21 protein-coding genes and 1 riboswitch are annotated in these 25,116 nt (G+C 61.7%); of the genes, 10 read left to right on the top strand and 11 right to left on the bottom strand.

Annotated elements, in window-relative coordinates:
* Nucleotides 1–453 (top strand): IS3 family transposase (locus OKC42_RS12460; RefSeq protein WP_270819860.1); only part of this gene is annotated, 453 nt, incomplete at its 5' end.
* A gap of 64 nt (nt 454–517) precedes the next feature.
* Here OKC42_RS12460 and OKC42_RS12455 read toward each other — a convergent pair.
* Both OKC42_RS12455 and metB read right to left on the bottom strand, forming a co-directional pair.
* On the bottom strand, nt 518–2,974 hold the full coding sequence (locus tag OKC42_RS12455; protein WP_201953607.1) for a bifunctional aspartate kinase/homoserine dehydrogenase II: 2,457 nt from the start codon (nt 2,972–2,974) through the stop codon (nt 518–520).
* Nucleotides 2,974–4,146, bottom strand: coding sequence for a cystathionine gamma-synthase (gene metB / locus OKC42_RS12450; RefSeq protein ID WP_201953611.1), 1,173 nt, complete (start codon nt 4,144–4,146; stop codon nt 2,974–2,976). The genes OKC42_RS12455 and metB overlap by 1 nt, the downstream gene beginning before the upstream one ends.
* Before the next feature lie 205 nt (nt 4,147–4,351).
* On the opposite strand from metB, the gene metJ reads away from it, so the two are divergent.
* From metJ to OKC42_RS12435, 3 genes are all read left to right on the top strand, one after another.
* Nucleotides 4,352–4,675: a met regulon transcriptional regulator MetJ gene (gene metJ / locus OKC42_RS12445; protein WP_005340251.1), complete on the top strand. Its 324-nt coding sequence runs from the start codon at nt 4,352–4,354 to the stop codon at nt 4,673–4,675.
* Between the two features lie 41 nt (nt 4,676–4,716).
* Nucleotides 4,717–5,439: an AraC family transcriptional regulator gene (locus OKC42_RS12440; protein ID WP_201953616.1), complete on the top strand. Its 723-nt coding sequence runs from the start codon at nt 4,717–4,719 to the stop codon at nt 5,437–5,439.
* 83 nt (nt 5,440–5,522) lie between these two features.
* The gene (locus OKC42_RS12435) at nt 5,523–5,861 is read left to right on the top strand and encodes a tRNA-binding protein (protein WP_108541080.1); all 339 of its coding nucleotides are present in this window, start codon (nt 5,523–5,525) and stop codon (nt 5,859–5,861) included.
* Nucleotides 5,862–5,932: 71 nt separating this feature from the next.
* Here OKC42_RS12435 and OKC42_RS12430 read toward each other — a convergent pair whose 3' ends face one another.
* From OKC42_RS12430 to nudE, 3 genes are all read right to left on the bottom strand, one after another.
* Entirely contained in the window at nt 5,933–7,204 is a 1,272-nt protein-coding gene (locus OKC42_RS12430) for an aromatic amino acid transport family protein (protein WP_201953619.1), read from the bottom strand.
* A 437-nt stretch (nt 7,205–7,641) separates the two neighbouring features.
* The gene (cysQ, locus tag OKC42_RS12425; protein WP_005357849.1) at nt 7,642–8,454 is read right to left on the bottom strand and encodes a 3'(2'),5'-bisphosphate nucleotidase CysQ; all 813 of its coding nucleotides are present in this window, start codon (nt 8,452–8,454) and stop codon (nt 7,642–7,644) included.
* Nucleotides 8,455–8,491: 37 nt separating this feature from the next.
* Nucleotides 8,492–9,100 (bottom strand): ADP compounds hydrolase NudE, encoded by a 609-nt coding sequence (nudE, locus tag OKC42_RS12420; RefSeq protein WP_005340262.1) that lies wholly within the window; start codon nt 9,098–9,100, stop codon nt 8,492–8,494.
* Between the two features lie 144 nt (nt 9,101–9,244).
* On the opposite strand from nudE, the gene yrfG reads away from it, so the two are divergent.
* A complete protein-coding gene (gene yrfG, locus OKC42_RS12415; RefSeq protein ID WP_201953622.1) occupies nt 9,245–9,925 on the top strand; it encodes a GMP/IMP nucleotidase in 681 nt (226 codons plus the stop codon).
* A gap of 179 nt (nt 9,926–10,104) precedes the next feature.
* Here the strand turns inward: yrfG and OKC42_RS12410 are convergent, their stop codons facing one another.
* From OKC42_RS12410 to OKC42_RS12385, 6 genes are all read right to left on the bottom strand, one after another.
* The gene (locus tag OKC42_RS12410) at nt 10,105–10,317 is read right to left on the bottom strand and encodes a hypothetical protein (protein WP_042084223.1); all 213 of its coding nucleotides are present in this window, start codon (nt 10,315–10,317) and stop codon (nt 10,105–10,107) included.
* A gap of 113 nt (nt 10,318–10,430) precedes the next feature.
* Nucleotides 10,431–10,769, bottom strand: a complete 339-nt coding sequence (locus OKC42_RS12405; RefSeq protein WP_201953625.1) for a DUF1294 domain-containing protein — start codon at nt 10,767–10,769, stop codon at nt 10,431–10,433.
* Nucleotides 10,766–11,356 (bottom strand): sugar O-acetyltransferase, encoded by a 591-nt coding sequence (locus OKC42_RS12400; RefSeq protein ID WP_201953629.1) that lies wholly within the window; start codon nt 11,354–11,356, stop codon nt 10,766–10,768. Before OKC42_RS12400 ends, OKC42_RS12405 begins: the two co-directional genes overlap by 4 nt.
* Nucleotides 11,357–11,442: 86 nt before the next feature.
* The gene (locus OKC42_RS12395) at nt 11,443–12,705 is read right to left on the bottom strand and encodes an MgtC/SapB family protein (RefSeq protein ID WP_201953632.1); all 1,263 of its coding nucleotides are present in this window, start codon (nt 12,703–12,705) and stop codon (nt 11,443–11,445) included.
* Between the two features lie 283 nt (nt 12,706–12,988).
* Nucleotides 12,989–14,410: an N-acetylglucosamine-binding protein GbpA gene (gene gbpA / locus OKC42_RS12390; RefSeq protein WP_201953635.1), complete on the bottom strand. Its 1,422-nt coding sequence runs from the start codon at nt 14,408–14,410 to the stop codon at nt 12,989–12,991.
* A gap of 65 nt (nt 14,411–14,475) precedes the next feature.
* Nucleotides 14,476–14,561: riboswitch (cyclic di-GMP riboswitch) on the bottom strand.
* A gap of 264 nt (nt 14,562–14,825) precedes the next feature.
* Nucleotides 14,826–16,508: a methyl-accepting chemotaxis protein gene (locus OKC42_RS12385; RefSeq protein WP_201953638.1), complete on the bottom strand. Its 1,683-nt coding sequence runs from the start codon at nt 16,506–16,508 to the stop codon at nt 14,826–14,828.
* Nucleotides 16,509–16,784: 276 nt separating this feature from the next.
* On the opposite strand from OKC42_RS12385, the gene OKC42_RS12380 reads away from it, so the two are divergent.
* The 5 genes from OKC42_RS12380 (at nt 16,785) to OKC42_RS12360 (ending at nt 25,081) form a co-directional block, all read left to right on the top strand.
* Nucleotides 16,785–18,629: a M3 family metallopeptidase gene (locus tag OKC42_RS12380; RefSeq protein WP_270819851.1), complete on the top strand. Its 1,845-nt coding sequence runs from the start codon at nt 16,785–16,787 to the stop codon at nt 18,627–18,629.
* Nucleotides 18,630–19,190: 561 nt separating this feature from the next.
* Entirely contained in the window at nt 19,191–21,575 is a 2,385-nt protein-coding gene (pgaA, locus tag OKC42_RS12375; protein ID WP_270819849.1) for a poly-beta-1,6 N-acetyl-D-glucosamine export porin PgaA, read from the top strand.
* Nucleotides 21,575–23,533 carry a poly-beta-1,6-N-acetyl-D-glucosamine N-deacetylase PgaB gene (gene pgaB / locus OKC42_RS12370; RefSeq protein WP_270819847.1) on the top strand — a complete coding sequence of 653 codons (1,959 nt, stop codon included), beginning with the start codon at nt 21,575–21,577 and terminating at the stop codon, nt 23,531–23,533. Before pgaA ends, pgaB begins: the two co-directional genes overlap by 1 nt.
* On the top strand, nt 23,530–24,780 hold the full coding sequence (gene pgaC / locus OKC42_RS12365; protein ID WP_128834911.1) for a poly-beta-1,6-N-acetyl-D-glucosamine synthase: 1,251 nt from the start codon (nt 23,530–23,532) through the stop codon (nt 24,778–24,780). The genes pgaB and pgaC overlap by 4 nt, the downstream gene beginning before the upstream one ends.
* Entirely contained in the window at nt 24,767–25,081 is a 315-nt protein-coding gene (locus tag OKC42_RS12360; protein WP_128834913.1) for a hypothetical protein, read from the top strand. Before pgaC ends, OKC42_RS12360 begins: the two co-directional genes overlap by 14 nt.
* Nucleotides 25,082–25,116 lie beyond the last annotated feature (35 nt).

Here is a 25,116-nt window from a genome sequence, read left to right as displayed (position 1 = left end):
GATATCACCTATCTGCCAGCCAGGAGCGGACCGCTGTACCTGAGCCTGGTGACGGATGCGTACTCACGCAAGATAGTAGGCCACCACGTACACGAAGGGATGCACGCGGAGTCGGTGGCGATGGCGTTCAGGAAAGCACTGAAGCAACGGCGTGGCGACGGTGAACTCATCCATCACTCAGACCGCGGCGTGCAGTATTGCTCGGGACTGTATCAGTCATTACATGAACGGTACGGGGTGAAATGCTCGATGACGGATGGGTATGACTGCTACCAGAATGCGTTGGCGGAGCGGGTGAACGGGATTTTGAAAGGAGAGTTATTGTTGCAAAGCCCGCAGGATTTGACGCAAGCGCGGGAAATGGTGCGTGAAGCGGTGGATATTTACAACGTGGAGCGGCCGCATCATGCGTTGAAATACAGAACCCCCGATGCGGTACATAGGGGGTTCTGAGTAGAGAAATGCTAGTTGAAAATGTGTAAACCTATTTCAGGACTAGACACGCTATTTCCTGCGCTTAGAGCGATGCGCAGATCTGCCAGAGGTCGTACTGGATAGCTGCGGCGGTCACTTCCCGACCCGCCCCCGGCCCCTGGATCACCAACGGGTTGGTGCGATAGCTGTCGCTCTCGATGGCGAAGATGTTGTCGCACGGCAAGAGGTTGGCAAACGGGTGATGGGGCTCCAGCGCCTCCAGTCCGACCCGCGCCTTGCCGTCATGCTCGAAGCGGGCCACGTAGCGCAGCACCTTGCCGAGGCGCTTGGCCCCTTCGAAGGCGGTCTGGATCGGGCCATCCAGCTCTTTCAGTCTGTCCATGAACTGATCGGCAGTCACCTTGCGCAGCGTAACGGGCACCAGATTCTCCAGCTCGATATCGGCGGAGTCGAGCTCGAAGCCTGCCTCCCGCGCCAGAATAAGCAGCTTGCGACGCACATCCTGACCTGAGAGATCCTCGCGGGGATCCGGTTCGGTCAGGCCGTGCTGCCACGCCTCGTCCACCAGCTCGGAGAAGGGGCGAGTGCCGTCATACTGTTGGAACAGCCAGGAGAGGGTGCCGGAGAAGATGCCGGAGACCCCCTGAATGCGGTCGCCGCTCTGGCGCAGCATCTGGATGCTGGACTGGATTGGCAGCCCGGCGCCCACGGTGGCGTTGTAGCGCCACTGCACCTGATGGTCACGGCAGGTCTGCTTGATGCGCTGGTAGAACTCGCTGTCGGCGGCACCGGCAAACTTGTTGGCGGCGATGATATGAATGCCGAGCTGGGCAAAATCCGGATAGTAGCGGCTCACCGTTTCGCTGGCGGTCATGTCCAGCGCAACCAGCGCGTCGAAGCCGTGCTGTTCAAGCTGGGAGAGCAACTCCGGCCAGATCAGCGGCTTGGGGTTGAAGTTGTCCTGTACCTTGAGGGGGTTGAGCCCCTCTTCATCGAGCAGGCCCCCTTCCGAGCTGAACACCCCGTAGAGGGTGAGCGCCAGATTGAGTTCATGTTCCAGCCGTGCCTTTTCGCGGGCATAGAGGCTCAGCCAGTGGCCGCCGATATTGCCCTTGCCGAACACCACCAGTCCGACTCGGGTTGGGCGACTGAACAGGGCGCTGTGCAGGGCGATGAGCAGCGGCTCCAGCACCACTTGGCGCAGTACGGCCACCAGACTCAGGCCATCTCGGGCCACCTGGACGAACTCCAGCGGTTGATCTGCCAGTAGCTGATAGAAGCGGTGACACTGCTCCGCGTTGTCGGTGACCCCGGCACCGACCAGCGCCACCAGACTGTACCCCTCTTTCTGGATGAGGCCAGTGAAGCTCCCTTGCAGCTGGAAGTCGCGCAGCAGCTCGAAGGCGCCCTGTGCTACCTCAAGGGTGTAGGCGAGGCGCAGGATCCGGCGATCCGGCTGGCGCTGCAGGGTGAGCGGGTTGAGACGGTGACGAGCCAGATGAGCCTCGATGGTGGCCACCGTCTGCTCATAGTTGGTCTGCGGCAGTACCTTCAGCTCGATGAGGGCGATCTGATCCACCGAGGAGACGATGCGGGCGCCGCCGGAGCGGGGGGCGCGGCGCAGGATGTGGGTACAGCCCTCATCCGGGTTGTAGCTGCAGCGCAGGGTGAGGCGTTGGCGGCTGTCGGCCACCGGTTGCAGGGTGCGCGAGTGCAGCACCGAGGAGCCAAGACGGGCCAGCTCGTTGGCTTCCGCGAGGCTCAGGCGCTCCAGCAGGCGAGCCTCCTTCACCCGGCGCGGGTCGGCGCTGTAGACACCGGCCACGTCGCTCCAGATGGTGGTGGATTCGCCGTCCGCCAGCAGCGCCAACAGGCTGGCGCTGTAGTCGGATCCATTGCGACCGAGCAGCAGGGAGCGGCCTTCCATGTCGGCGGCGATAAAGCCGGTTACCACGATACGACCGGCATGCTCCGCCAGTCGCGCCTTGAGCAGTTCGCTGGAGAGCGCAGTATCCACCTTGACCAGAGCGCCATCCTCGGCGCGCAGGAAACTGCGGGCGTCGAGCCAGATAGCCTTGTCGCCGCGGCTGGTGAGCAGGGCTGCCAGCAGGCGCGCCGACCACACTTCGCCAAAAGCGAGCAGGCCGTTGCGGGCGAAGCGATCAAACTGCCCCTCAAGCGTTTTGGCGATCAGTTGCATGTCGTCGGCCAGCTGCTTGCTCAGATCGAGCTGCAGTTCACCCTCCAGCAAGCCGTCGATCAGGCTCTGCTGATAGGCCTGCAGGGCAGAGATGGCTTCACCGGCGGCTTCGTCCCCCGCTTCGGCCAGCTCCACCAGCTGGATCAGCCGGTTGGTGGTCTTGCCGGCGGCGGAGACCACGATCAGTTCATCCCCGCCCACCTGTTGTTCAACGATACTGGCGACCCGGCGATAACAGACCGGATCCGCCAGACTGCTGCCACCAAATTTGTGGACGTGACGCCGCTTCAATCCTGCTTCTGTGGCCACCGCGATCTCTCCTTGTTGCTGCTGTTCCATTACTTCGCTACCTGTTCTGCCTGCTGCGCCTGTTCAAAAGCCTGAGCCAGATCGGCCACCAGGTCTTCACCGTGTTCAATACCGACCGACAACCGCAGCAGCTGGGCGCTGATGCCTGCTGCCTGCTGCGCCGCCGGGGTCATGGCCCTGTGGGTCATGCTGGCCGGATGGGCCACCAGACTCTCCACCCCGCCGAGGGACTCGGCCACCGAGAAGAGGGTGAGGGCCGCGAGGAAGGCGCGAATGCCTGCCTCGCTGCAATCGAGTTCAAAACTTAGCATGGCGCCGAAGCCGGACTGTTGACGGCGCGCAATATCGTGGCCCGGATGGCTCGGCAGGCTGGGGTGATAGATGCGTTTCACCAGCGGCTGTTGTTGCAGGAAGGTGAGGATGCGATCGGTGTTCTCCTGATGGGTGCGCAATCTGGGGGCCAGAGTGCGCAGACCGCGCAGGGTGAGGTAGGAGTCGAACGCCCCGGAGGTGAGCCCCAGACAGTTGGCCCACCACACCAGCGACTCGGCCAGTGCTGCCTCCTTGGCTATCGCCACTCCGCCCACCACGTCTGAGTGACCGTTGATGTACTTGGTGGTGGAGTGCACCACCACATCGGCACCGAGGGCCAACGGTTGTTGCAGCAGGGGGGAGAGGAAAGTGTTGTCTACCACCACCTGCGCACCCACCTCGTGGGCGGCGCTGGCGATGATACTGATATCTACCACTCGCAGCAGCGGGTTGGAGGGGGTCTCCACCCATACCAGCGCAGGCTTTTGCGCCAGCGCGGCGGCCAGAGCGGCCTCGTCACCCTGATCGACAAACTGCACCCGGTAGTGGCCCTTGGCCGCCAGATACTCAAACAGACGCCAGGTGCCGCCGTAGCAGTCGTGGGGGGCGAGCAGCAGATCCCCCGCCTTGAGCAGTGCTGTGGTGACCAGATGGACGGCGCCCATGCCGGTGCCGGTGACCACGGCGCCTACGCCCCCTTCCAGCGCCGCCAGCGCATCCGCCAGATTGGTACGGGTCGGGTTGCCGGAGCGGGCATAATCGTATTGACGGGGCTCGCCAAAGTCGGCAAAGGTGTAGTTGCTGGAGAGGTAGATGGGGGGCACCACGGCACCGTGTTGCTGGTCTGTCTCAATCCCGGTGCGAACCGCCAGGGTGGCCTTGTGGGTCATATCACTCTCCTTGATGTCTCTTTACACGCCGGCATCTTGCTGCCACGCGCCATCCCGCCATTGCGGGCTCATGGTCAACCACACTACGCCAGCTTAAAAAAGCCGTCAACACTTCCAGACGTCTAAATGGCTTTGCTGTTGGATTGCCATTAATTTCCTTAAGGGTTAAAATCCGCGCTCACGGCTAAATGAGAACAGGTGAGTCATGGGAACAGAGTGGAACGGCGACTACGTCAGCCCCTACGCGGAACACGGTAAGAAGAGCGAACAGGTCAAGAAGATTACCGTCTCGATCCCGCTCAAGGTGTTGAAAGTGTTGACCGATGAGCGCACCCGCCGTCAGGTGAACAACCTGCGTCATGCGACCAACAGCGAGCTGCTCTGTGAAGCCTTCCTGCACGCTTTCACCGGCCAGCCGCTCCCTTGCGACGAAGATTTGCGCAAGGATCAACCGGACAGCGTCCCGGCCGAAGCGCGCGCCATCATGGAAGCGCTGGGCAAAGAGATCGAAGATTTCGACAAGGAATAATCCCCAATGACGCGGCCCTGGCCGCGTCATTGCTATCTGCCATGTCCCGCTTCAGCCTGCGTCACTATCACCACCACGTCTGCAGCCATAGCCACGACTTTGCCCAGCTGGTGATCCCCCTCGACGGCCCCCTCGAGATCGAGGTGCAGGGCCGGGGGCGCAGGCTTGCCCCCGGTTCTGTCTGCGTCATCGCTCCCGGCGAGCGGCACGACTACGCTGCCGATCCCGCGCTTTCGTTTCTGGTGCAGGAGAGCGACTGGCTGCCCGGAGATCTGGCAGCTCACCCCTTTATCGAGCTGGATGAGCCCCAGCGCCACTACCTCGCGTTTCTGCACCGCATGGTGGCCGAGGGGCGGCAGGTGGCGGGCATGGCGCAGGTGTGGCTCTCCCTGCTGGCTGAAGGGCAGGGGATGCAGAGCACTGCCACGCCGCGCCTTGCCGCTCGCATCCTCAAGGTGCAGCGCCATATCGAGGCCAACCTTGCCGCCCCGCTGACCAATCAGCAACTCGCCGCCATAGCCTGCCTTGGCCAGAGCCAGTTCAAGCTCGCTTTTCGCCAGCAGCTGGGGATGAGCGTCTCTCACTACATTCGCAGTCGGCGCATGGCACTGGCGCGCACCCTGATTGCCGGTACGCAACTGCCCGTTGGCGAGATTGCCAGCCGCTGCGGTTACCGGAATCAGGGGGCCTTCAGCGAGCGCTTCCTGGCCGAGAGCGGGCTCACTCCATCCCTCTGGCGTCAGCAAAACGGCCGCCTGCCGTAACGAAACGGCTGATCGCCGAAGACGGGATGCTCTCTTTGGGCCATGCTGCGGCTCATGCAGGTGCACGATAAACAGGAGCCGAAATGGAGACGATTAGCTGGCAGGATTTCGAGATGGTGGAGCTGAGGGTGGGCACTCTGGTGCGGGTCGAGCCGTTCCCCGAGGCGCGTAAACCGGCCTACAAGGTGTGGGCGGATTTTGGCCCTGAACTGGGGGTTCGCAAGAGCAGCGCCCAGATCACCGCGCTCTACCAGCCAGAGCAGCTGGTGGGCCGCCAGATCATCGCCGTCGTCAACTTCCCGACCAAACAGATAGGGCCGTTTCAGTCTGAATTTCTGCTGACCGGTTTCTATCGGCCGGATGGCGCCGTAGTGATGGCTATTCCCGAGCAGGCGGTGGAGAACGGCGCCAAGCTGGGCTGAGTTCACACCCGAACAGAGACAAGAGAGGCGACCCAAGGTCGCCTCTCTTTTTTGTTATCTGCTGCGAGTCGTTACTTCAACAGGCTGAAGATCAGCGCCGATACCGCCAGCGAACCGGTCAGCAGGATAAAGCCGTTGGTCCAGCCGTGACGGAAGCGGGCCAGCGCCTCCACCTTGTAGATGGCAATCACCGGCATGATGAACAGGATCATGGCGATGACCGGGCCGGAGAGGGTCTCCATCAGCCCCAGAATGCCCGGGTTGATGACGGCGGCGCCCCAGATAGAGAAGAACATCAGGGCGATGCCGACCTTGTCCGCCTTGGCCAGCGGCAGGCCGGTGGGCTTGGCGATCAGGCTTTTCAGGCTCTCGCGGGCACCGAGGAAGTGACCGAGGAAGGAGGAGCTGATGGCGATAAAGGCGATGAGCGGCCCCAGAGTCACAATCACCGGGTTGTCAGTGATGTTGGCGAGATAGGAGAGCACAGAGACGTTTTGGGCCTTGGCTTCGGCCAGCTGGGCTGGCGAGAGGCTCAGCACGCAGGAGAAGACGAAGAACAGCACAAAGCCCACCAGCATCACTGTGGTGTTGCGCAGGATCAGGCCGCTCTTGGCTTCTGCCTGCTCGCCATATTCACGACGCTGCACGTTGGCAAAGCCGGAGATGGCGGCGGCGTGGCTGAAGGCGAACACGGTGACCGGCAGCGCCAGCCAGACGGTGTTGAGGAAGCTGACTCCTTCAAACGCGGTCACTTCCGGCCATTGCCACTGAGGGATCAGGTAGCAGGAGAGGGCTGCCAGAATGGCCGCCAGCGGATAGACCATAAAGGCGAAGGCGCGCAGCATCGCTTTCTCACCCGCCAGCATCACGGCGATCATGGCGAATACCAGCACGCCGGAGAGCATCACCCGATCCGGGGTTGCCATGCCGAGCTGGTTGACCATAAAGCTCTCCACCGTGTTGGTCAGACCGACCCCGTAGATGAGCAGGATCGGGAAGATGGAGAGGAAGTAGAGCGCCGAGATGAGGCGACCGGCCATCTTGCCGAAGTGCTCCTCCGCCACTTCAGTGAAGTCGGCGTGGGGGTGTGAAGAGGAGAGCACGAAGCGCGCCAGCCCGCGGTGGGCGAGGAAGGTCATAGGACCCGCCAGTACTGCGACGATGACGAGGGGCCAGATGCCGCCCAGACCCAGATTGATGGGCAGGAACAGGATGCCGGCGCCAACGGCGGTGCCAAACAGGCTGATGACCCAGTGGGTGTCGTGACGGCGCCAGCGGGTGGTGCTGACCGTGGTGGAGCAGGAACCGGATAGCTCCTTGGTAGCCTCTACAGATAAACTCATTGCTAATTCACTTTTTGTTAGTGTTTTAATCTGAGTTTATTGTGGTTTATCGGGATTTAATTCTCAAAAAGCGAGACTGAAACATATCACTGCCATTGCGGGGTTTAGCCAGCGAGATTGGGAATGGAATCTGGGTCGCAGAATGAAACAAAACTGATATTGGTAGTTTTTGTGAAATATAAAACCAAAATTTGATCTGCTCTCATTTTTTTATTTTGGCTAATCAGGGGTTTTCAGAATTACGTGAAAAATTGCACCATTTCTCGCCGACCGATTGTGATGTTTCACTATCATTTTGCCGCTTTGCCAGCGCATCACGCTGTGCAAGCGCGCCTTGACCAGCGGATCACACCGGCCATCACCCGCGGCAACTTCCCTGAAAAAGCAGGCGGCCATCGGATCGCCTGCTTGTCTGGTGTGATGATATTGCTACTCGTCTAGTGGGCCAGAATGTTGCCCCAGGCGAGATCCGGATCCCCCATTACGATAAAGTCAGGGTTCTCCAGCGACTCGGTTTCGTTGTAGCTGAGTGGCTGCAACGCCAGGCTGAGGATACGGCCACCAGCTGCCTCGACGATGCACTGGGCGGCGGCGGTGTCCCACTCGCCGGTGGGGCCGAGTCGCACGTAGCAATCGGCCGCTCCTTCCGCCACCAGACAGGATTTGAGGGAGCTGGAACCAAGCGGGATCAGCTCGTAGTTGATGGCCGGGTTGAGACGGCGGGTGAGGTTCTCCAGCTTCTGGCGGCGGCTGATGGCGACCACCAGCGAGTCGGGCTGGTCATGCTCGTGGTGCATGGCGCTGATGGGCAGTACCTCGCCGTTCACCTCCTTGAAGGCGCCGTAGCCGCGCACTGCCCAGTAGAGCACGTTGGACTCGGGGGCATAGATGACCCCGAGCACCGGCACATTGTCCCGCACCAGGGCGATCAGGGTGGCGAAGTCGCCGCTGCCCGCGATAAATTCGCCAGTGCCATCGAGAGGATCCACCAGCCAGTACTGCCGCCAGTTGGATCGCTGGCTGAAGGGGATGTCGGCCGCCTCTTCGGTCAGCACCGGCACATGGGGGGTGAGCGCCGACAGCGCCTGTTTGAGGTAGGCATCGGCAGCAAGATCGGCACTGGTGACCGGGGTCGCATCCTCCTTCAGCTGACGCTCGAACTGACCGCCATGATAGATGTCGTGAAGGATCCTTCCGGCTTCGCGGGCAATTTCCTTGACCCCCGGCACCCAGGCCAACAACTCCTGCATCTCGTTATCCTCTATCTGTTAACTGCCCGTCTGCGGGCTACTCAGCCTGCTCCGCCAGCCACTTCTGGGCCAGGAGCAGGGCACTGATGCTGCGCGACTCGGTGAAGTCGGGTCGCGCCAGCAATTCGTCGATCCGGTTGAGTGGCCAGGGGATCACCTCCAGCGGTTCGGGTTCATCGCCGATCCGCTGCTCGGGGAAGAGATCCCGGGCCAGCAGGATGTCCATCCTGCTGGAGAAGTAACCGGGCGCCAGCGACACTTGTTTGAGCAGGGTCAGGCTGTTGGCGCCAAAGCCCGCCTCTTCCATCAATTCCCGGTTTCCCGCCTCGAAGGCATCTTCGCCTGGGTCGATCAGCCCTTTGGGAAAGCCCAGCTCGTAGGAGTGGGTGCCGGCGGCATACTCGCGCACCAGCAGCAGGGTGTGGGCATCGAACAGCGGCACCACCATGACGGCGCCCCGGTTGCCGCCGCGCATCCGCTCGTAGACCCGCTCTTCGCCGTTAGAGAATTTGAGGTGTAGCGATTCCACCTTGAACAGTCGGCTCTCGGCCACGATATCGGCCTTGAGGATCTCCGGCTTGCTCTTGGGGTGATCCAGTTGGTCGGCTGAGATGTGCTCGGGTTTGCTCTTGTGGGGGTCGCTCATCGGACGCTGGCTGCTCGTTAAAAAATCGTGCTTCAAGAGTAAACGACTCTCACACCGAACACCACGGGCCAGGGATGGCAAAGGTGGAGGAAAAATCCGTTATACTGCCGCCCCGTTTGCCGAGATCCGCGCTCAAGAGGCCCGATGCCACACTCCCGCTCCACCACCTTGCCCTGGCACCAGATAGATACCGTCTTGCTCGATATGGATGGCACCCTGATCGATCTGCATTTTGACAACCACCTCTGGCAGCAATTGGTGCCGGAGCGTTACGCCGAGCGGCTCGGCTTGCCGCTGGATGAGGCAAAGGCGCATATCGAGGTGCACTATCAGGCGCTCAACGGCACCCTCAACTGGTACTGCGTGGATTACTGGAGCGAGACCCTGGGGCTCGATATTCGCGCCCTCAAGCAGGAGCTGCTGGCGAAGATCCAGTGGCGTCCCCACGCCATCCCCTTTCTGGCCGAGCTGCGCGCCGCGGGCAAGCAGCTGGTGCTTTTCACCAACGCCCACCCCGCCAGTCTGTCGGTGAAGGATGCGCAGCTGGGACTAAGCAACCATCTGGATCTGATGGTGAGTACCCACGAGCTGGGCTGGTCGAAGGAGAGCCAGCACTGCTGGCAGGCGCTGGCCGAGCGGTTGGCGTTCGATCCGGCCCGTACCCTGTTTGTGGATGACAGCGAGCGGATCCTGCAGGCTGCCGCCGACTATGGCATCGGCTATCAGCTGGCGATCCAGAATCCGGACAGCTGCAAGCCGGAGCAGAGCATCACAGCTTTTCCGGCGATCCGCGACTATGCCGAGTTGCTGCCGCTGACCGTCTGACGGGGCGTCAGGTGTTGGCAGGTGCATGGGGAAGCTCACCGCTTTCCCCGGTATGTTCCGCGATTACGCGGAGCTGCTGCCGCTGGCAATCTGAATCAGTTCAAACGAGAGAGGGCTGCATCGTGCAGCCCTCTTTCTTTGATTTGAATTTTGGTTATCTGATGCCTGATGGCGAAAAATCACAGCTCCCGAAACGGGCGCCGTTTCTCTTCCTCGATGACGATCGCCTCCAGATTGGCGACTCGCTCCTGCAATTCTCTGATGATCATATCCTGCTTGCCGAGGCGGTCAGTGATGCGGGCATCCCCCATCTGGTAGCGAGCCCGTTTGCCGAGATATCCGAACAATACGCTGATAAATACGATCAGGACTATGCCTGTCCACATGGTCATGTCACGACTCCTTGTCGTCTATAGACGGCGAAAACGCTGATGAATCAGCACTGTTTTCTCATAGCTACCAATTGGCCGCAATGGGGCCCATTGTCCCTTTGTGACGCAGACAGCTATTGCTGCCAGAGTGGCCGCCCGACCCAGAGCGCCCACAGGGTGAGGTGCAGCAGCACGATAAACCAGAAGACCAGCCGGTAGCTGCGCTTCTGGGTCTTGTGACGCAGCCACTGGCGGGCCACCAGTGCGCCCGGCCAGCCGCCGCACAGCTCCAGCAGATGCAGGCGGGATTCGGGAATGCGCCACTCGCCCCGCACCGCCTGCCGCTTGTCCCAGGCGTAGGCCGCCAGCGTCAGCAGGCTCATGGTGAGCAACACGGCCAGCGGCCACCACTGCTGCTCGCCGAGGCCGAGCCAGAGGGTCCAGCCCAGCGGCAGCAGCGCCAGCGCCATCACTGGGCCAGCTCCCAGCAGCGCTCCTCGTCCTGCTTGAGGGTGCGGATCACCCTGGCCGGATTGCCCACCGCCACCGAGTCGGCCGGGATGTCGCGGGTCACCACGGCGCCGGCGCCAATGATGGAGCGCGGCCCTATGGTGACGCCGGGGCAGATGATGGCGCCGCCACCGATCCAGCAGTCGTCACCGATCCGCACCGGCTTGTTGTAGGCGGTCCAGTTGCGTCGCTCCAGATAGTTCATGGTGTGGGTGGCGGTGTAGATCTGCACGTTGGGGGCCAGCAGCACATGGCTGCCGATATGCACTTCGCCCACATCGAGAATGGTGACGTTGAAGTTGAAGAAGGTCTTCTCGCCGATATGGATGTTGCGGCCAAATTCGCAGGTAAACGGCGTGCTGATCCAGCAGGAGTCGGGGCAGTGGCCAAACAGTTCGCGGCAGATCTGCTGGCGCAGAGGGCCATCGCCCGCCGATGAACCATTGAGCTTGGCCAGCAGCGTCTGACCGCGGATCCGGTCGTTCGCTATCTCCTCGCTCTGGCTATCCAGTGCCCCGCCTGCCAGTACCTTGTCCCAGTCGCTCGCCATTGCTACCTCCTCATGCTGCAAGAGCAGGCAGTATACGTGACTGTCAGGGGCGCCGTCAGTCTGTCACTCGTTGCAGGTGATCCCGGTCATCCTGCTGGCCAGAGGAGGGGCAGGATCAGCAGGGCCGAGACGAAGTAGGGGAGCAGCACCCGCAGCCCCAGACTGCGACCGCCGATGCCGAGGGCAAGCAACCCCTTCACCAGCGAGTTGATCAAACCGGCCAGCAGGATGCCGCGAGCGGCGACCTCCAGTGCCAGCTCCTTGTGGGAGAGCTGGGAGAGCGACAGCGTGATGGCGTCCACATCGGTGATCCCCGAAACTAGCGCCAGCAGGTAGACCCCGGAGTTGCCCACCTTGCTCTGCAACAGGGTGGCCATAAAGCCGATCAGTGCCAGCAGCAGGCCGAACTTGATGGCGGTGGCCAGATCGAGCGGGTTGCTGGTTTCCGGCTGTACCGGGCCGTCAGTCAGCTCCTCGCGCTGACGCCAGAACCAGAAGGCACAGCCGTAGACTGTGGTGGCCAGCAGCAACAGGGGGGCGATGAGGCGCATCGCCAGTTCGCTGTGAATGAGCAGCACCAGTACCAGCAGCCGCAGCCACATGGTGGCCCCTGCCAGCAGGATGCCGGTGGCCAGCAGCCGCTCCAGCCCCCCTTGTTCCTTATTGAGGCGGGCGAACTGCAGGGTGAGGGCGGTGGAGGAGGCCAATCCCGCCAGTATGCTGGTGAGTACCAGCCCGGCGCGGGTGCCGAGCAGGCGCACCGCGAAGTGGCCACAAAACGAGATGCCGGCGATCACCACCACCATCAGCCAGATCTTGAAGGGGTTGAAGGCATCGAGGGGCCCCATCTCCTCGTTGGGGAGTACCGGCAGCAGCACCAGCGAGATGAGCAGAAAGCGCAGGGTGGCGTGGAATTCGGTTTCGCTCAGAAACAGCATCCCCTGCTGGATCTTGCCCTTGAGCCCCATCAACAGGGCGGCCAGCACGGCGCAGGCCACCGCTTCGCTCGGGCTCAGCAGCACCGACATCAGCCCCAGCAAATAGGTGAGCAGCATAGCTACCGAGCTGGTGAGGCCAAACTCCCCTTGCCAGCGCTGGGCCAGCCAGACCGAGAGGCCGCAGCCGATCACCACCGCTAGAAGGCCGAGCAGTGGTAGCCAGGGGCCCAGAGTGGGCAGCAGCAAACCGCACACCCCGCCGAGCAGGCCGATGAGGCCGTAGGTCCGCATCCCGGCGATGCGCTGGTTATCCCCCAGCTGGCGCACCTGCCAGCCCCGCTCCAGCCCGATAATCAGGCCGATGGCCAGCGAGACCAGGGCTCCGTTGACGGGTTCGGCATTGATCCACATGGCGGCTTCCTTTCGCGTCGTTGCTGCCTGATCCCATGATGGCACAGGGTTCAAGGTGGCAGAGGGGCATGGCTCACAGAGTCTGCGTCCGGCGCCCTGTGCGAGTGGCCGATATGAGCAATAGAGAGGGATCGCGAGCACTGTACAAGAGTCGTGCAGGCTATCGGGGAGGTGTTATGAGCTGCTAGCCCGCCATCGACGTCCAGATTTGAACGGGGATAGAAGACAAGAAGGGGAGCCAATGGCTCCCCGTTTTATTGATGGCGTCATGACCCGCTGCGGATCACTTCAGCTCAATCCAGGCTTCTTGCCAGTGGGACCCGACACCCGGCTCGTACTGGGTGGCGGTGGTGGTCCACTGCTGGCAGTAGCCGCTGTAGGGGAAGGGCTTGCACTGATAGACCTTGCCATTTTTCGGTTGCTGCACCTTGGTGCCGGCGGCATAGGATTTGAGCGAGTTCGGGAAGACGAAGTCGTATTCGCCGCTGCTCTGCTCCTTGAACATCAGATCCATGGTCTGCTGGATGGTCTCGCCGCCCGCTTTCGGCGTGGCCTTGATCACCAGCTGGTGGTGACCTGCCTTGAGCCCTTCCAGCGCCATGGTGAAGGTGTGGCTGCTGTCTTTGATATCTGCACGGCTTTCACCCTTGGCCACTCCGCCGTGGTCATAGAGGGTGTTGGTGACGGCCAGTTCGCCCTGTGCGGTGACGGTGAAATCGAGGGTTGCCTTGCCGTTGTCCAGCACATAGTCGCTGGCCAGACCGCTGACGCTGATGCTGTCCACCACCGGCGGTTGCTGCTGTTGCAGGTCAATCTCGACCCGCTTCAACTCGCTGTTTCGCTTCAGATAAATGGGGTTCATGCCATAGACCGGATTGAACTGGCCATCGGCTCCTTGCTGACCGGCGCGGATCAGGCTCTGTTCGGCGTTGATCTTGCTGGCGAGGGCATGGGCCCAGTTGTTCTTCTGGCCCTCTTCGGCAGTGGTGATGGTCAGCACGGTTTGCAGATCGGGGCGCTCGCCGTTGGCATCGAATACCCGGGTCATCGCCTTGTCGCCTGCCGTGAGGTCGATGGAGGGGTAGATGGTGCCGGACTGGCTCCACTCCAGCGGCGGCTGACTACCATCTTTGAACTTGGCATCGATGATGTTGTAGAAGCTGTTGCTGGTGTCGCCAACTTCCCACACGCCGAGGATCACTTGATAACCGGTGCGCTCCGGCAGGATACAGTTGTGGGTCACCTGCTTGGGCGGCTGTACCATGTTGCCATCGATGACGCAGAAGGGATTAAGGTCAAACGAGGCGCGGGTGAGCGGCTGGTTGGGGTTCCAGTCCTGCTTGGTGAGGTAGTAGCGCCAGTTGCGGGTGACGTGGTTGGCGGTGAATGTCCAGCTGATGGCGAAGGGGCCGGGCTGTACTTCACGTTTGGTCCAGCGGTCGCTGGTCTGGATGTTCAGCTCGCTCCAGCGCGGGCTGCCCGCCGATGCGATTTGACCATCCTGCGGGCCGCTCTGCGGGAAGCCGGAAGGGCCCTCCACGCTCTGGGGTTCCCACTGCACACCGCCACACTGGCTGTTGCCGCCGGTTTTGCACAGATAGTTGCGGCTCTCTGGCTGGCTGATGTAGCCATGAGCCAGGGCGCTGCCGCTGGCCAGCAGAGCCAGCACCGCTGCGATGTGATTGAGTTGGATTTTTGCTGCCATACATTCCTCTGTTCGACAGATGTGGGCAGTCAGTTGGCCTGGGGATTCCCCGATACACACTTGCGTGTGGCAACCCCGCTATCCTGGACAAAACGTCTGTAGACCGGAGGCTTTGCGTCCCGACCTTTCGGTCAGTTTGCCAAATGACTAGATGATTAGTGATGGGCCAAATGTTCGGCCATCAACATTGTGCACCGCATTGATTAATTATTTGAAGTTAAATGTTTAAACGCATCATCCAATGGCGCGCAAATCATTCTAACTGGCTGTTTTTAAATTGTTCTCTTATTTGTGAATGGCACCGATTAACGTTGAATATGTCGATAAGATGCATGCTAATTGCGTGTTGTTGGCGTAAAAAAACCTGCCAGCTGAGCTGGCAGGTCGGGTGACAAGGCGACACGTATTGACGCTATCAATGGCGGGCGTGCTGCTCGCCGGAGGGGGGAGACAGGGGCGCCATCATCGGCGCCGCGGCGGACTCCTTGCCCAGTTTGAACACCGCAAGCCGCTCATCTAGGCTGCGGGAGAGACCGGCCAGCAGCTCGCTCTCCTGCGCCAGTTGCGAGGCGGACTGGGACATCTCCAGCGCCGAGTCGTTGATGCCGCTGACGTTGCGGTTCATATCCTCGGCCACCATGCTCTGCTGCTCGGCGGCCGTCGCGATCTGGGTCGCCATGTCGCTTACATGCTGGATGTGGTTGACGATCAGGGTGAGATCCTGCCCCGCCTGCTGGGACTGGTTGACGCTGCTCTCTGCCAGTTTGCGGCTGGTATCCATGGCGTTGGCGGCGGTGACGGCCCGTTGCTGCAGCTGGGCAATGGTGCTCTGGATCTCCTCGGTGGATTGGCGAGTCCGGCTGGCCAGTTGGCGCACCTCGTCGGCCACCACGGCAAAACCGCGGCCCTGCTCACCGGCACGGGCTGCTTCGATGGCGGCGTTGAGGGCCAGCAGGTTGGTCTGCTCCGAAATGGCGCTGATGACGGCGGTCACTTCGCTGATCTGCATCACTCCCTCTTTGAGCTGGTTGACCTGCTGGGTGGCCTGCTCCACCTCGGTGGCCAGCGCCTTGATGCCGTGCACGCTGGCATGAACGTCACGGTTGCCGAGGCCCGCTTCACCGGTCGCTTCCTGGGTATCCCGCGCGGTATTTTCGGCGTGCCCGGCCACATCGGAGATGGTGGCGCTCATCTCGTTCATGGCGGTAGCGAGCTGGGCCAGCTGATCCCGCTGGCTGGTGACCGCCTGATTGGTCTGCTCGGCAGAGGCGGCGATGCGCAGGGCGGCATCCGCCACGTTGCGGGCACCTTGGCTGGCCTCCAGCAGGGCGTGACGGATGGCATCGAGACTCTGGTTGGTGCAGCGGGCGACCACTCCCAGCTCATCCTTGCCCTGTACCGGGATGCTCACCACCAGATCCCCCTTGGCGACCCGTTGCATGGCGTGGTTGATCTGGCTGAGGGGGGAGACGATGGAGTGGGTGATGCGCCAGCCCAGCAGCCCCATCAGCAGGATCACGATGGCGGTGGCGGTCCCCATCTTCATGTACTGGGCCCAGATGGTCTGCTGAATATCCTGCAGCAGCATGCCGGAACCGAGGATCCAGCCCCAGGGCTGATAGCCGGATACCATGGAGAGCTTGTCGGCGGTTTCGCCCGATGGGCCTGTCCAGACATATTGCAGGGTGCCCTGTTTGCCCCCTTTGGCGATATCCACCATCTGATACCAGAACTGCCCGGTGGTGGCGGCACCCCCTTCACCCATCTTCTGCCCGACCAGTTCGGGGCGGATGGGGTGAACCACCATGGTGCGGTTCTCGTCGATGACGAATAAATAGTTGTTGCCATCAAAGCGGGTGTTGGTCAGCAGCTTGCGCGCCTCCTGCTGGGCCTGCTCTGCTGGCAGGGTGCTGGCCAGAAACTGGATCTGGCTCATGGCCTGTTCCAGAACCGCATTGAGCCGCGCCTCTCGCTCGCTCATCAGATTGCGCTGGAGCGCGTTGGCCGAGATAAGTAGCAGCGAGACAAAACCGACAAACGCCAGTGCGAGCAGCAAAATCAATTTGCGGCTCACGGTAATATCACCGAGCTTGAACATGACTAAACCCTCATTTCCCTGTTGATTTTATGTGGCTCTGTACCGCGGCAGCCAGTTCGTAAGAGTTAACAACTCATTTACTTTCAGTCTCTTGCCGACCTTTCTCAAATGAGCGTTTTAACATCAGTATAGTCAGCAGACAGCAACCCCCACTTTTTGGTAGCGTGTTGATGCGCATCCCTGCGCAATTTTTGCCAAAGAGTGTGAATCATTTGGCATTTCACTAAAAAAAGGAGTAGGCCCCGCTGCGGGTGACCCCATAACAAGAGGGAATTTATGAGTTCCATTGCCAGGAATTACTTCAACCAGCTCAACGCCGACTACCTGCAGGTGCACAGGCGCAAGGAGGATCTCTTCTGGTCCACCTATATGGGCACCAGCGACGATCAGGCCGGTTTCACCGCGGCCGAGCAGGCCTACAAGGCCTTTTGTGCCAATCCGGCCCGTCTGCCCGAATTGCGGGAGATGCTGGTGCAGGCCGACGAGGATGATCTCAAGCGCGGTCTGCAAGGCTGGATCGCCTTCTTCGAGTGCAATGTGATTGAAGATCCCGCCGCATCCGCCCTGATGGATGAGTTGGTGGCTGCCGAGGCGGCGCTGTTCGCCCGCCGCAAGGGGCTGAAACTGACCCTGCTGGATGAGCAGGGCCAGCAGGTCGCAGGCAGCCTGCCCGCCGCGAGTACCTCCCTTGCCGCCAGCCCGAACGAGGCGGTGCGCCAGAGCGCGCTCGCCATGTTCCACACCCTGGAGCAGTGGGTGGTCGGCAACGGTTTTCTCGAGGTGGTGGCGATCCGCAACCGCTTTGCCCGCGCCATGGGCTATCGCGACTACTTCGACTACAAGGTGCGCAAGAACGAGCAGATGAGCCCGGAGCAGCTGTTCGCCATCCTCGACGACTTTATCGCCCGCACCGATGGGCGGCTGCAGCAAAGCCTCGCCGAGCTGAAGGCCGCCAAGGGCGAGGCGGCCCTGCTGCCCCACAACCTGCGTTACAGCGTGAGCGGCGATGTGACCCGCCAGCTCGATCCTTACGTGCCCTTCTCGCGGGCGCTGCGGGATTGGGTCGAGAGCTTCCGCCGGCTCGGCATCCAGTATCGCGGGGCTACCCTGACGCTGGATTTGCTGACCCGGGAGGGGAAATACGAGAACGGCTTCTGCCACGGCCCAGTGCCGAGCTTCTTCCAACAGGGGGAGTGGGTGCCGGCGGTGGTCAACTTCACCAGCCTGGCCGATCCGGCGCAGGTGGGCAGCGGCTGGAGTGGCCTCAACACCCTGTTCCACGAGGGGGGCCACGCCGCGCATTTTGCCAATGTCACCGGCAACGCCCCCTGCTTCTCACAGGAGTTTCCGCCCACCTCCATGGCCTATGCCGAAACCCAGTCGATGTTCTGCGACAGCCTGTTGGACGATGCCGACTGGCTGAAACGTTACGCCAGAAATGCGGTGGGAGAGTCAGTTCCCGATGCCCTCGTCAAGGAGATGATTGAAGCGCGTCAGCCGTTTCGCGCTTTTAACGAGCGCCAGATCGCGTTGGTGGCCTACTTCGAGCGGGATCTCTACGCCATGGATGAGGCCGAGCGCACCCCCGAGGCTGTGTTGGCGCTGGCCCGCCAGTGGGAGCGCAAGATCCTCGGGGTCGAGAGCCCGCGCCCGTTGCTGGCCATTCCGCACCTCCTTAATCAGGAGTCGGCCTGCGCCTATCACGGCTACCTGCTGGCGCTGATGGCGGTGGAGCAGACCCGCGCCTTTTTCCTCAAACGTGATGGCTACCTCACCGACAACCCGCGTATCGGGCCGGATCTGGCCGCCCACTACTGGGGGCCGGGCAACGGCATGAGTCATGATGAGACCCTGCGCAGCCTGACCGGCGAGGGGTTTAGCGCAGTGCCGCTGGCCGAGGCATGCAACCTAAGCGCCGCCGAAGCGTGGCAACAGGCTCAGGCCTGCATGGCTGCCGCCCAGCAGCGCCCCGCGGCTGGCGATGGAAGCCCGCTCGACGCCCATATCCGGGTGGTACACGGCGCCGAGCTCATCGCCGACAACAGCGAGTCGGAAACCCGCATGCTGGCCGACTTCGAGGCGTGGATCCTGAGCCACAGCGCACGAGCCTCTGTTGCGTAAGCTGGAATGCTCCCGGTTCTTGAGCCGGGGGCATTCTTGGCGTGGTTCTGATGTCTGTTCGCGGCGATGACTGGCTGGTGCGACTTTAGAAATGCTGATGACACAGGCTGTCGCATGATGGTTTTGGTATGCTTAAATATGTATTCATATGAACAAGTCTCTACAGAGTAGGCCATAAGCTCATAGAACCTTATCGCCTCATATCTTTATTTATTTTGTTAATAGTGTTTTTTGTACTCACCTTTGTGCATAAAGATTGATCTATTCATATGTTTGAGAAATATTCTCATCTTGCTGGATTGACTAAATTGTCCACAGCTGCAAAATCGCCCTCCTTGCCACTCCCGATGTGAATCGGGTTCGGAAAGCCTCAGATCTCCGCCCGGAGATGGCTGGGCCGCACATAGGAAAGGTGTGGCCGTTGCCCGCCTTTCACCCTCGAAATCAGCACACAAGTCAGGAAGCCCTCTTGCTCATCAGGCAGGAGCGGACGGGTGTGTATATCCGTATGGTCGTGCAGGGACGATATGACCAGCGTTTGTTATGGGTGGTATGTTGCGAATGAATCGCATCTTTTTGATGTTTGCGCTATTGCCCCTGCTGGTGTGTGCCAGTGAGGTTGACAGGGCGCGCGAAGCCTGGGTGATCAAGGCCCGAGCGGGAGAGCTGGATGCGGCAGCGCATGGGCTGGATGCTCTCTATCGGCAAAGTGGTGATGGCAAGGTGCTCGATGACCTGATCGCCGTGCAGCTGTGGCGGGGTGATCGCAAGGGGGCGCTGGCCGCCTGTGAGCCGTGCGAGATCAGCCCCATCAGCAACAGTACGCTGGAAGGGGTGGCCCGTGCCGCCCGCGACGAGAAGCGCTACTCCGAGGCGATCAGCTATTACCGCATCCTGCAGGGACGCGATCCCGCCAACCGCAATGGCTGGCTCGGGCTGTTCCTCACTGCCAGTGATCAGGGCAACCGCGAGCTGGCCCGCCAGGCCGCGGGTGAATATGAGGCCAACTTTGGCCGCGATCAGGCGATCCTCGAAGCCCGCATCTATGCCGCTAGTCAGGGTGAGGACCCCATGGGCGAGCTGCTCGCTCGCCAGCAGTGGCTGGAGCTGGAGCCGGATAATCACGAGCAGGTGCTGGCACTCTATCGGGTAGCCGTGAGCCTGGGGGCGGGGCCTGCCGCAGCGGATCTGATGGGCCGTTACCCCAAGCTGTTCAAACCGGTCGACCGGCTCTGGCTCGACTACTACCAGGCGGTCAATCTGCTGCGGATCTCGGCCCAGACCGAAGATCCGGTGCTAGCCCGCCGCTCCCTGACTCGCACGTTGGCATTGCAAGACAGGATCCTGGCCCGCGCCCCCCACGATCATGTGCTCTATATCAGTGCCCGCCGAGATGTAGTGGTGACGCTGGTGGCCCTCGGCGAGTTTGCCCGGGCCGAACGGGAGTCCGCTACGCTGCAGGCCGAGGGGCCATTGCCTGACTATGTGCTGGAGGCGCGCGCCGATGCACTGGCCGGGCTGGGGCGGGTGGATGAGGCCTCCGTGATTTACCAGCAACTGGCGACCCCTGCACGGGCCAAAGACAAACGCCTGCTGGAGAAGCGCTTCTATGCCTATTCGGATGGAGAGCGCTATGGCGCGGCGCAGGGGCTGCTGGCCGGTTGGCAGGAGCCGCCGACGCGCTGGGATTTCACCGGCAACATGCGGATGGCCAACGACGACTACGAGAAGGTGTTGCAGCTTAAAACTTTGCTGCAGGCCTGGCGTGGTGAGGCGGGCGCGGCAGAGCGGCAGCTGGAAGGATGGCTGAAAACCGCGCCTGCCAATCCCTGGCTCTGGCTGCAACTGGGGGATATCCGCCGCTGGCGGGGTCATCCTGATGAAGCCGAGCAGGCCTATCAGCAGGCTGTGCGCTGGCTGCCTGCAGGACGCACCGTGCTGGCCGAGCCCGGCCGCCTCAATGCCCGGCTCGACAAGGGCGACTGGCAGGGCACGCCGCAGGCTGTGCGCACCCTTGGCAACCTGACCCGGGATCGTCAGGAGCTGCAGCAGCGGCTGACTCTGGAGCAGGTCCCGCAATTTGTTACTGACCTGACTCATGGCCGCAACGAAGGGGGCTCGGTGCAGGCCAGTCGTGACTGGAGCTACGACAGCCGCCTCTACAGCGCTCGCACTGATGGCGGTGATCGACTGTTTGTCCGCCGTCAGGGCAGCTTTGGCGAGTTCGACCAGCAGCCCGAGCGCGCCGCCTATACCGGGCTGGGGGCCGAGATCTTTTTCTACCCGCTGCAGCTGACGCTGGAGGGGGGCACGGGCAGCGAGCTCAACCACAAAGGCTATCTGTGGAGTCGCCTCGACTGGCGGTTGAATGATCACTGGACGCTGGACTCGGCCATCAACCTCAACAGTGCCGACACCCCGCTGCGGGCATTGGCGCGCGGCAACTACGCCGATCAATACCAGCTCGATCTGGGCTGGCGTCAGGATGAGACCCGCGAGGGGGCACTGCGGCTGGAGCGGATGGATATCAGCGATGGCAACCGGCGGCTGACGGCCTCCGGCTGGCTGCGTCAGGATCTCTGGCGTCGGGATCGCTGGTGGTTTGATACCACCTTGCGCGGCGCAACCTCACGCAACGAGTCGGTGGAGGTCGACTACTTCAACCCCCTGCAGGATCGCAATCTGGAGCTGGAGCTGGCGGGGCGCTATCGACTGCCGCTGGACGGGCGTCGCTCTTTGCTGCAGAGCCTGACCATGAGTGGCAATCACTACTGGCAGCAGGGCTATGGCAGCGATCAGGGGTGGCAGCTCAGCTATCGCCATGACTGGATCCTCTCTCCCGCTCTCAGCCTGGGCTATGGCCTGGGCCGCCGTCAGGCCATCTATGACGGCAACCCCGAGTTCGGAAATTTCATCTTCGCCAATCTGCAATGGAGTTTCATGTGATGAAACGCTGGCTTGCTCCTTTCGTTTTGCTGCTTGCACTGCTGCCTTCGCTGACGCAGGCGGCCCGGCAACCCGATGACTACGTGGTGCTCTGCTACCACGATATCGTCGATCTGAAATTGACCCCCAACCTCAAGCTCTATCCCCAGACCATCCGGCGCGACACCCTGATCCGCCACTTCAACTGGATCAAACAGCAGGGCTATCACCCGGTCAGCTTCCAGCAGATCCTGGATGCCAAAGCGGGCAAGGCACCGCTGCCGGAGAAGGCGATCCTGCTCAGCTTCGATGACGGCTACGAGAGCTTCTACCGGCTGGTCTATCCGCTGCTCAAGCTCTACAACTATCCGGCGGTCTTTGCGCTGGTGGGCAGCTGGCTGGATGTGGCCGATGACAAGATGGTCCCCTACGGCAATGACAAACTGCCGCGCAGCTACTTCGTCGGCTGGCCGCAGATCCGCGAGATGCAGGACTCCGGACTGGTGGAGCTGGCCTCCCACACTTTTACCTCCCACTACGGGCTGCTCGCCAACCCGCAGGGCAACGTGCAGCCGGCGGTCACCACCGCAGGCTGGAGCCAGAATGGCTACGAGAGCATGGCCGACTATCGGGCCCGGATAAAAGCCGACTTCGACGCATCGGCCAGTCAGCTCAGGGAGCAGACCGGTCGGGCACCACGGATCCTGGTCTGGCCCTACGGCGCCTTCAACCAGAATGCGCTGGATCTCGCCCGTGCGGCGGGGATGCCATACACCTTCACCCTGGCGGAAGGGCTCAACAAGCTGAGTGACTCGGGCAGCACGGTGCGCCGCTATCTGCTGGAGGAGGACACCAGCCTCGAAACCCTGGACGAGATCATGGGGGGCAACACCTGGGAGCGGCAGGTGGAGCGCTTGGTGCACGTGGATCTGGACTATGTCTACGACAAGGATCCGCAGCAGATGAACAAGAACATCGACATGCTGCTGGATCGGATCAAGGGTTACGGCATCACCACCGTCTATCTGCAGGCCTATGCCGATGACAACGGCGACGGGGTAGCGGAGGCGCTCTATTTCCCCAACCGCCATATGCCGGTCAAGGCGGATCTCTTCAATCGTGTCGCCTGGCAGCTCAAGACCCGGGCCGGGGTCAAGGTGTTCGCCTGGATGCCGGTGATGGCCTACGACATGGGGCCGAACCATGCCTATGTCACCGACAGCCGTACCGGCGCTCCGGCCAAGGGGCAGTATTTGCGCCTTTCGCCCTGGGATCCTGCCAGCCGTCAAATCCTTTTGGATATCTACGAGGATCTCGGTTTTTACACCAAGTTCGATGGCCTGCTGTTCCATGACGACGCCTTCCTGAGCGACTACGAGGGGCCGATGCCGCTGGCTCGCACCCCGGATGCACTGCAGGCGCAGGGGGAGCAGAAGACCGATCTGCTGATCGACTTCACCATGGCGCTGCGCGATGCCGCCGCCCGTTACCGGCAGGGGGGAGCCGACGGCCTCAAGACTGCCCGCAACATCTATGCGGCGCTGGTGACCGAGCCGCAATCCCAGCAGTGGTTTGCCCAGAGCATGGCGGCGTTTGCCAAGGCCTATGACTACACCGCCGTGATGGCCATGCCCTATATGGAGCAGGCAGAAAACCCCGATGAGTGGCTGGCCAGGCTGGCGGAGGATTCACTGGCACAGGTACCGGCCAATCGGCTGGTGTTCGAACTGCAGAGCCGCAACTGGCGCACCGACCAGCCCATCCCCGATGCCGAGCTGGCGCGCTGGATGCAGATCATCCAGCGCAAGGGGGTGACCAACTTTGGCTACTACCCGGATGATTTCCACAACAACCAGCCGGATCCGGCGGTGCTCAAACCGGTCTTCTCGGTGCAGACCCAGCCTCAGCCGGCCCAGCTGCCGGCGACGCCGGTTGCTGTCAGCGGCGCTGCGGCCACCCAAGGGGAGGCGATGCGGTGAAGGCGCTTCTGGAAGGGATCGCCATCTTTACCCTGGCCTATCCCAGTCTGATGGCCATGGTGTGGGTTTGTGGCGGTCTCTATTACTACTTCCAGTGGGAGCGGCGGGATATCGCGCTGGCCAGGCGGGGGCTGGAGCTCCCCTATTACCCCAAAGTGACCTTGATGGTGCCTTGCTACAACGAGGGGGCCAACGTCGAGGAGACCATCGGCCACCTGTTGCGCCAGCGCTATCCCGATTTCGAGGTGCTGGCCATCAACGACGGCAGCAAGGATGACACAGGTGCGCGGCTGGATCGGCTGGCGCAGCAGGATCAGCGCCTGACCGTGCTCCACCAGCACAATCAGGGCAAGGCGATGGCGCTCAACAACGGGTTGACCGTGGCCAGCGGGGAGATCCTGGTCGGTATCGACGGCGATGCGGTACTCGACTATGACGCGGTACGCTGGATGGTGAAGCACTTCATCGAGAGCCCAAGGGTCGGGGCGGTCACCGGCAATCCGCGGGTCCGCACCCGTTCCACCATCATCGGCAAGATCCAGACTGGCGAGTTCAGCTCCATCATCGGCCTCATCAAGCGGGCCCAGCGGATCTACGGTACTGTCTTTACCGTCTCCGGGGTGGTGGTGGCCTTTCGCAAGCAGGCGGTCGAGGCGGTCGGTGGCTGGAGCAATGACATGGTGACCGAGGATATCGACATCAGCTGGAAGCTGCAGCTGGCCGGCTGGCTCATCCACTATCAGCCCCAAGCGCTCTGCTGGGTGCTGATGCCGGAGACGGTACGCGGTCTCTACAAGCAGCGGCTGCGTTGGGCGCAGGGGGGCGCCGAGGTGTTTCTGCGCTACGGGTTGCAGGCGATGCGCTGGCGCAACCGCCGCTTCTGGTTGCTGCTGCTGGAGTATCTCTCCAGCGTGGCCTGGTGCTACAGCATGTTGCTGTTGGCGCTTATCTGGCTGATTGAGCCTGATGTGAGCGGACTGGCGGTGGGTCATTTGTTCCAGTGGACCGGGGTGATGATGACCGCGATTTGTCTGGTGCAGTTCGGGGTCAGCATCTTTATCGACAACCACTACGACAAGAGCATGGCCCGCAGCTTTATCTGGTGCGTCTGGTATCCGCTCATCTACTGGCTGCTCAATCTGGTGACCGTGGTGGTGGCGGTGCCCAAGGCGATCCTGCGTCGTCGTGGCCAGCTGGCGGTGTGGGAGAGTCCTGACAGGGGGGAGTCGTTCCGTGACAAAACATAAGCTGGCGAAGGAGATGATCATCAGCAACGGTACCCGGCGCAGCTGGAAGTATCGGCTGCGGGATCTGCTGATCCTTCTGGTGACCTGGGTCGGCTGGATTTTTCTGGCCCTGCAACCCTGGCTCAACTATCTGGAGGCGGAGGAGGATGAGAGCTTTATCGGCTCGCTGGATGCCATCGAAGTGGGGCAACTGTTTCTTGCCCTGCTGTTCGGCATCTTCCTGCTGATCCACTCCTGGGCAAAATACAACAGGCTGCTGCACCGGTTGGTGGGCAAGCGAACGGCCTCAAAAGCGCCGTAATCATGAGGGGCCGGTCGGCCCCTCACTTTTTATCA

The sequence above is a fragment of the Aeromonas sp. Y311-2 genome (assembly GCF_027706025.1).
Lineage (GTDB): Bacteria > Pseudomonadota > Gammaproteobacteria > Enterobacterales > Aeromonadaceae > Aeromonas > Aeromonas veronii.
Note: the sequence above shows the minus strand (reverse complement) of the source record. Positions and strands in the feature narration are given on the sequence as shown.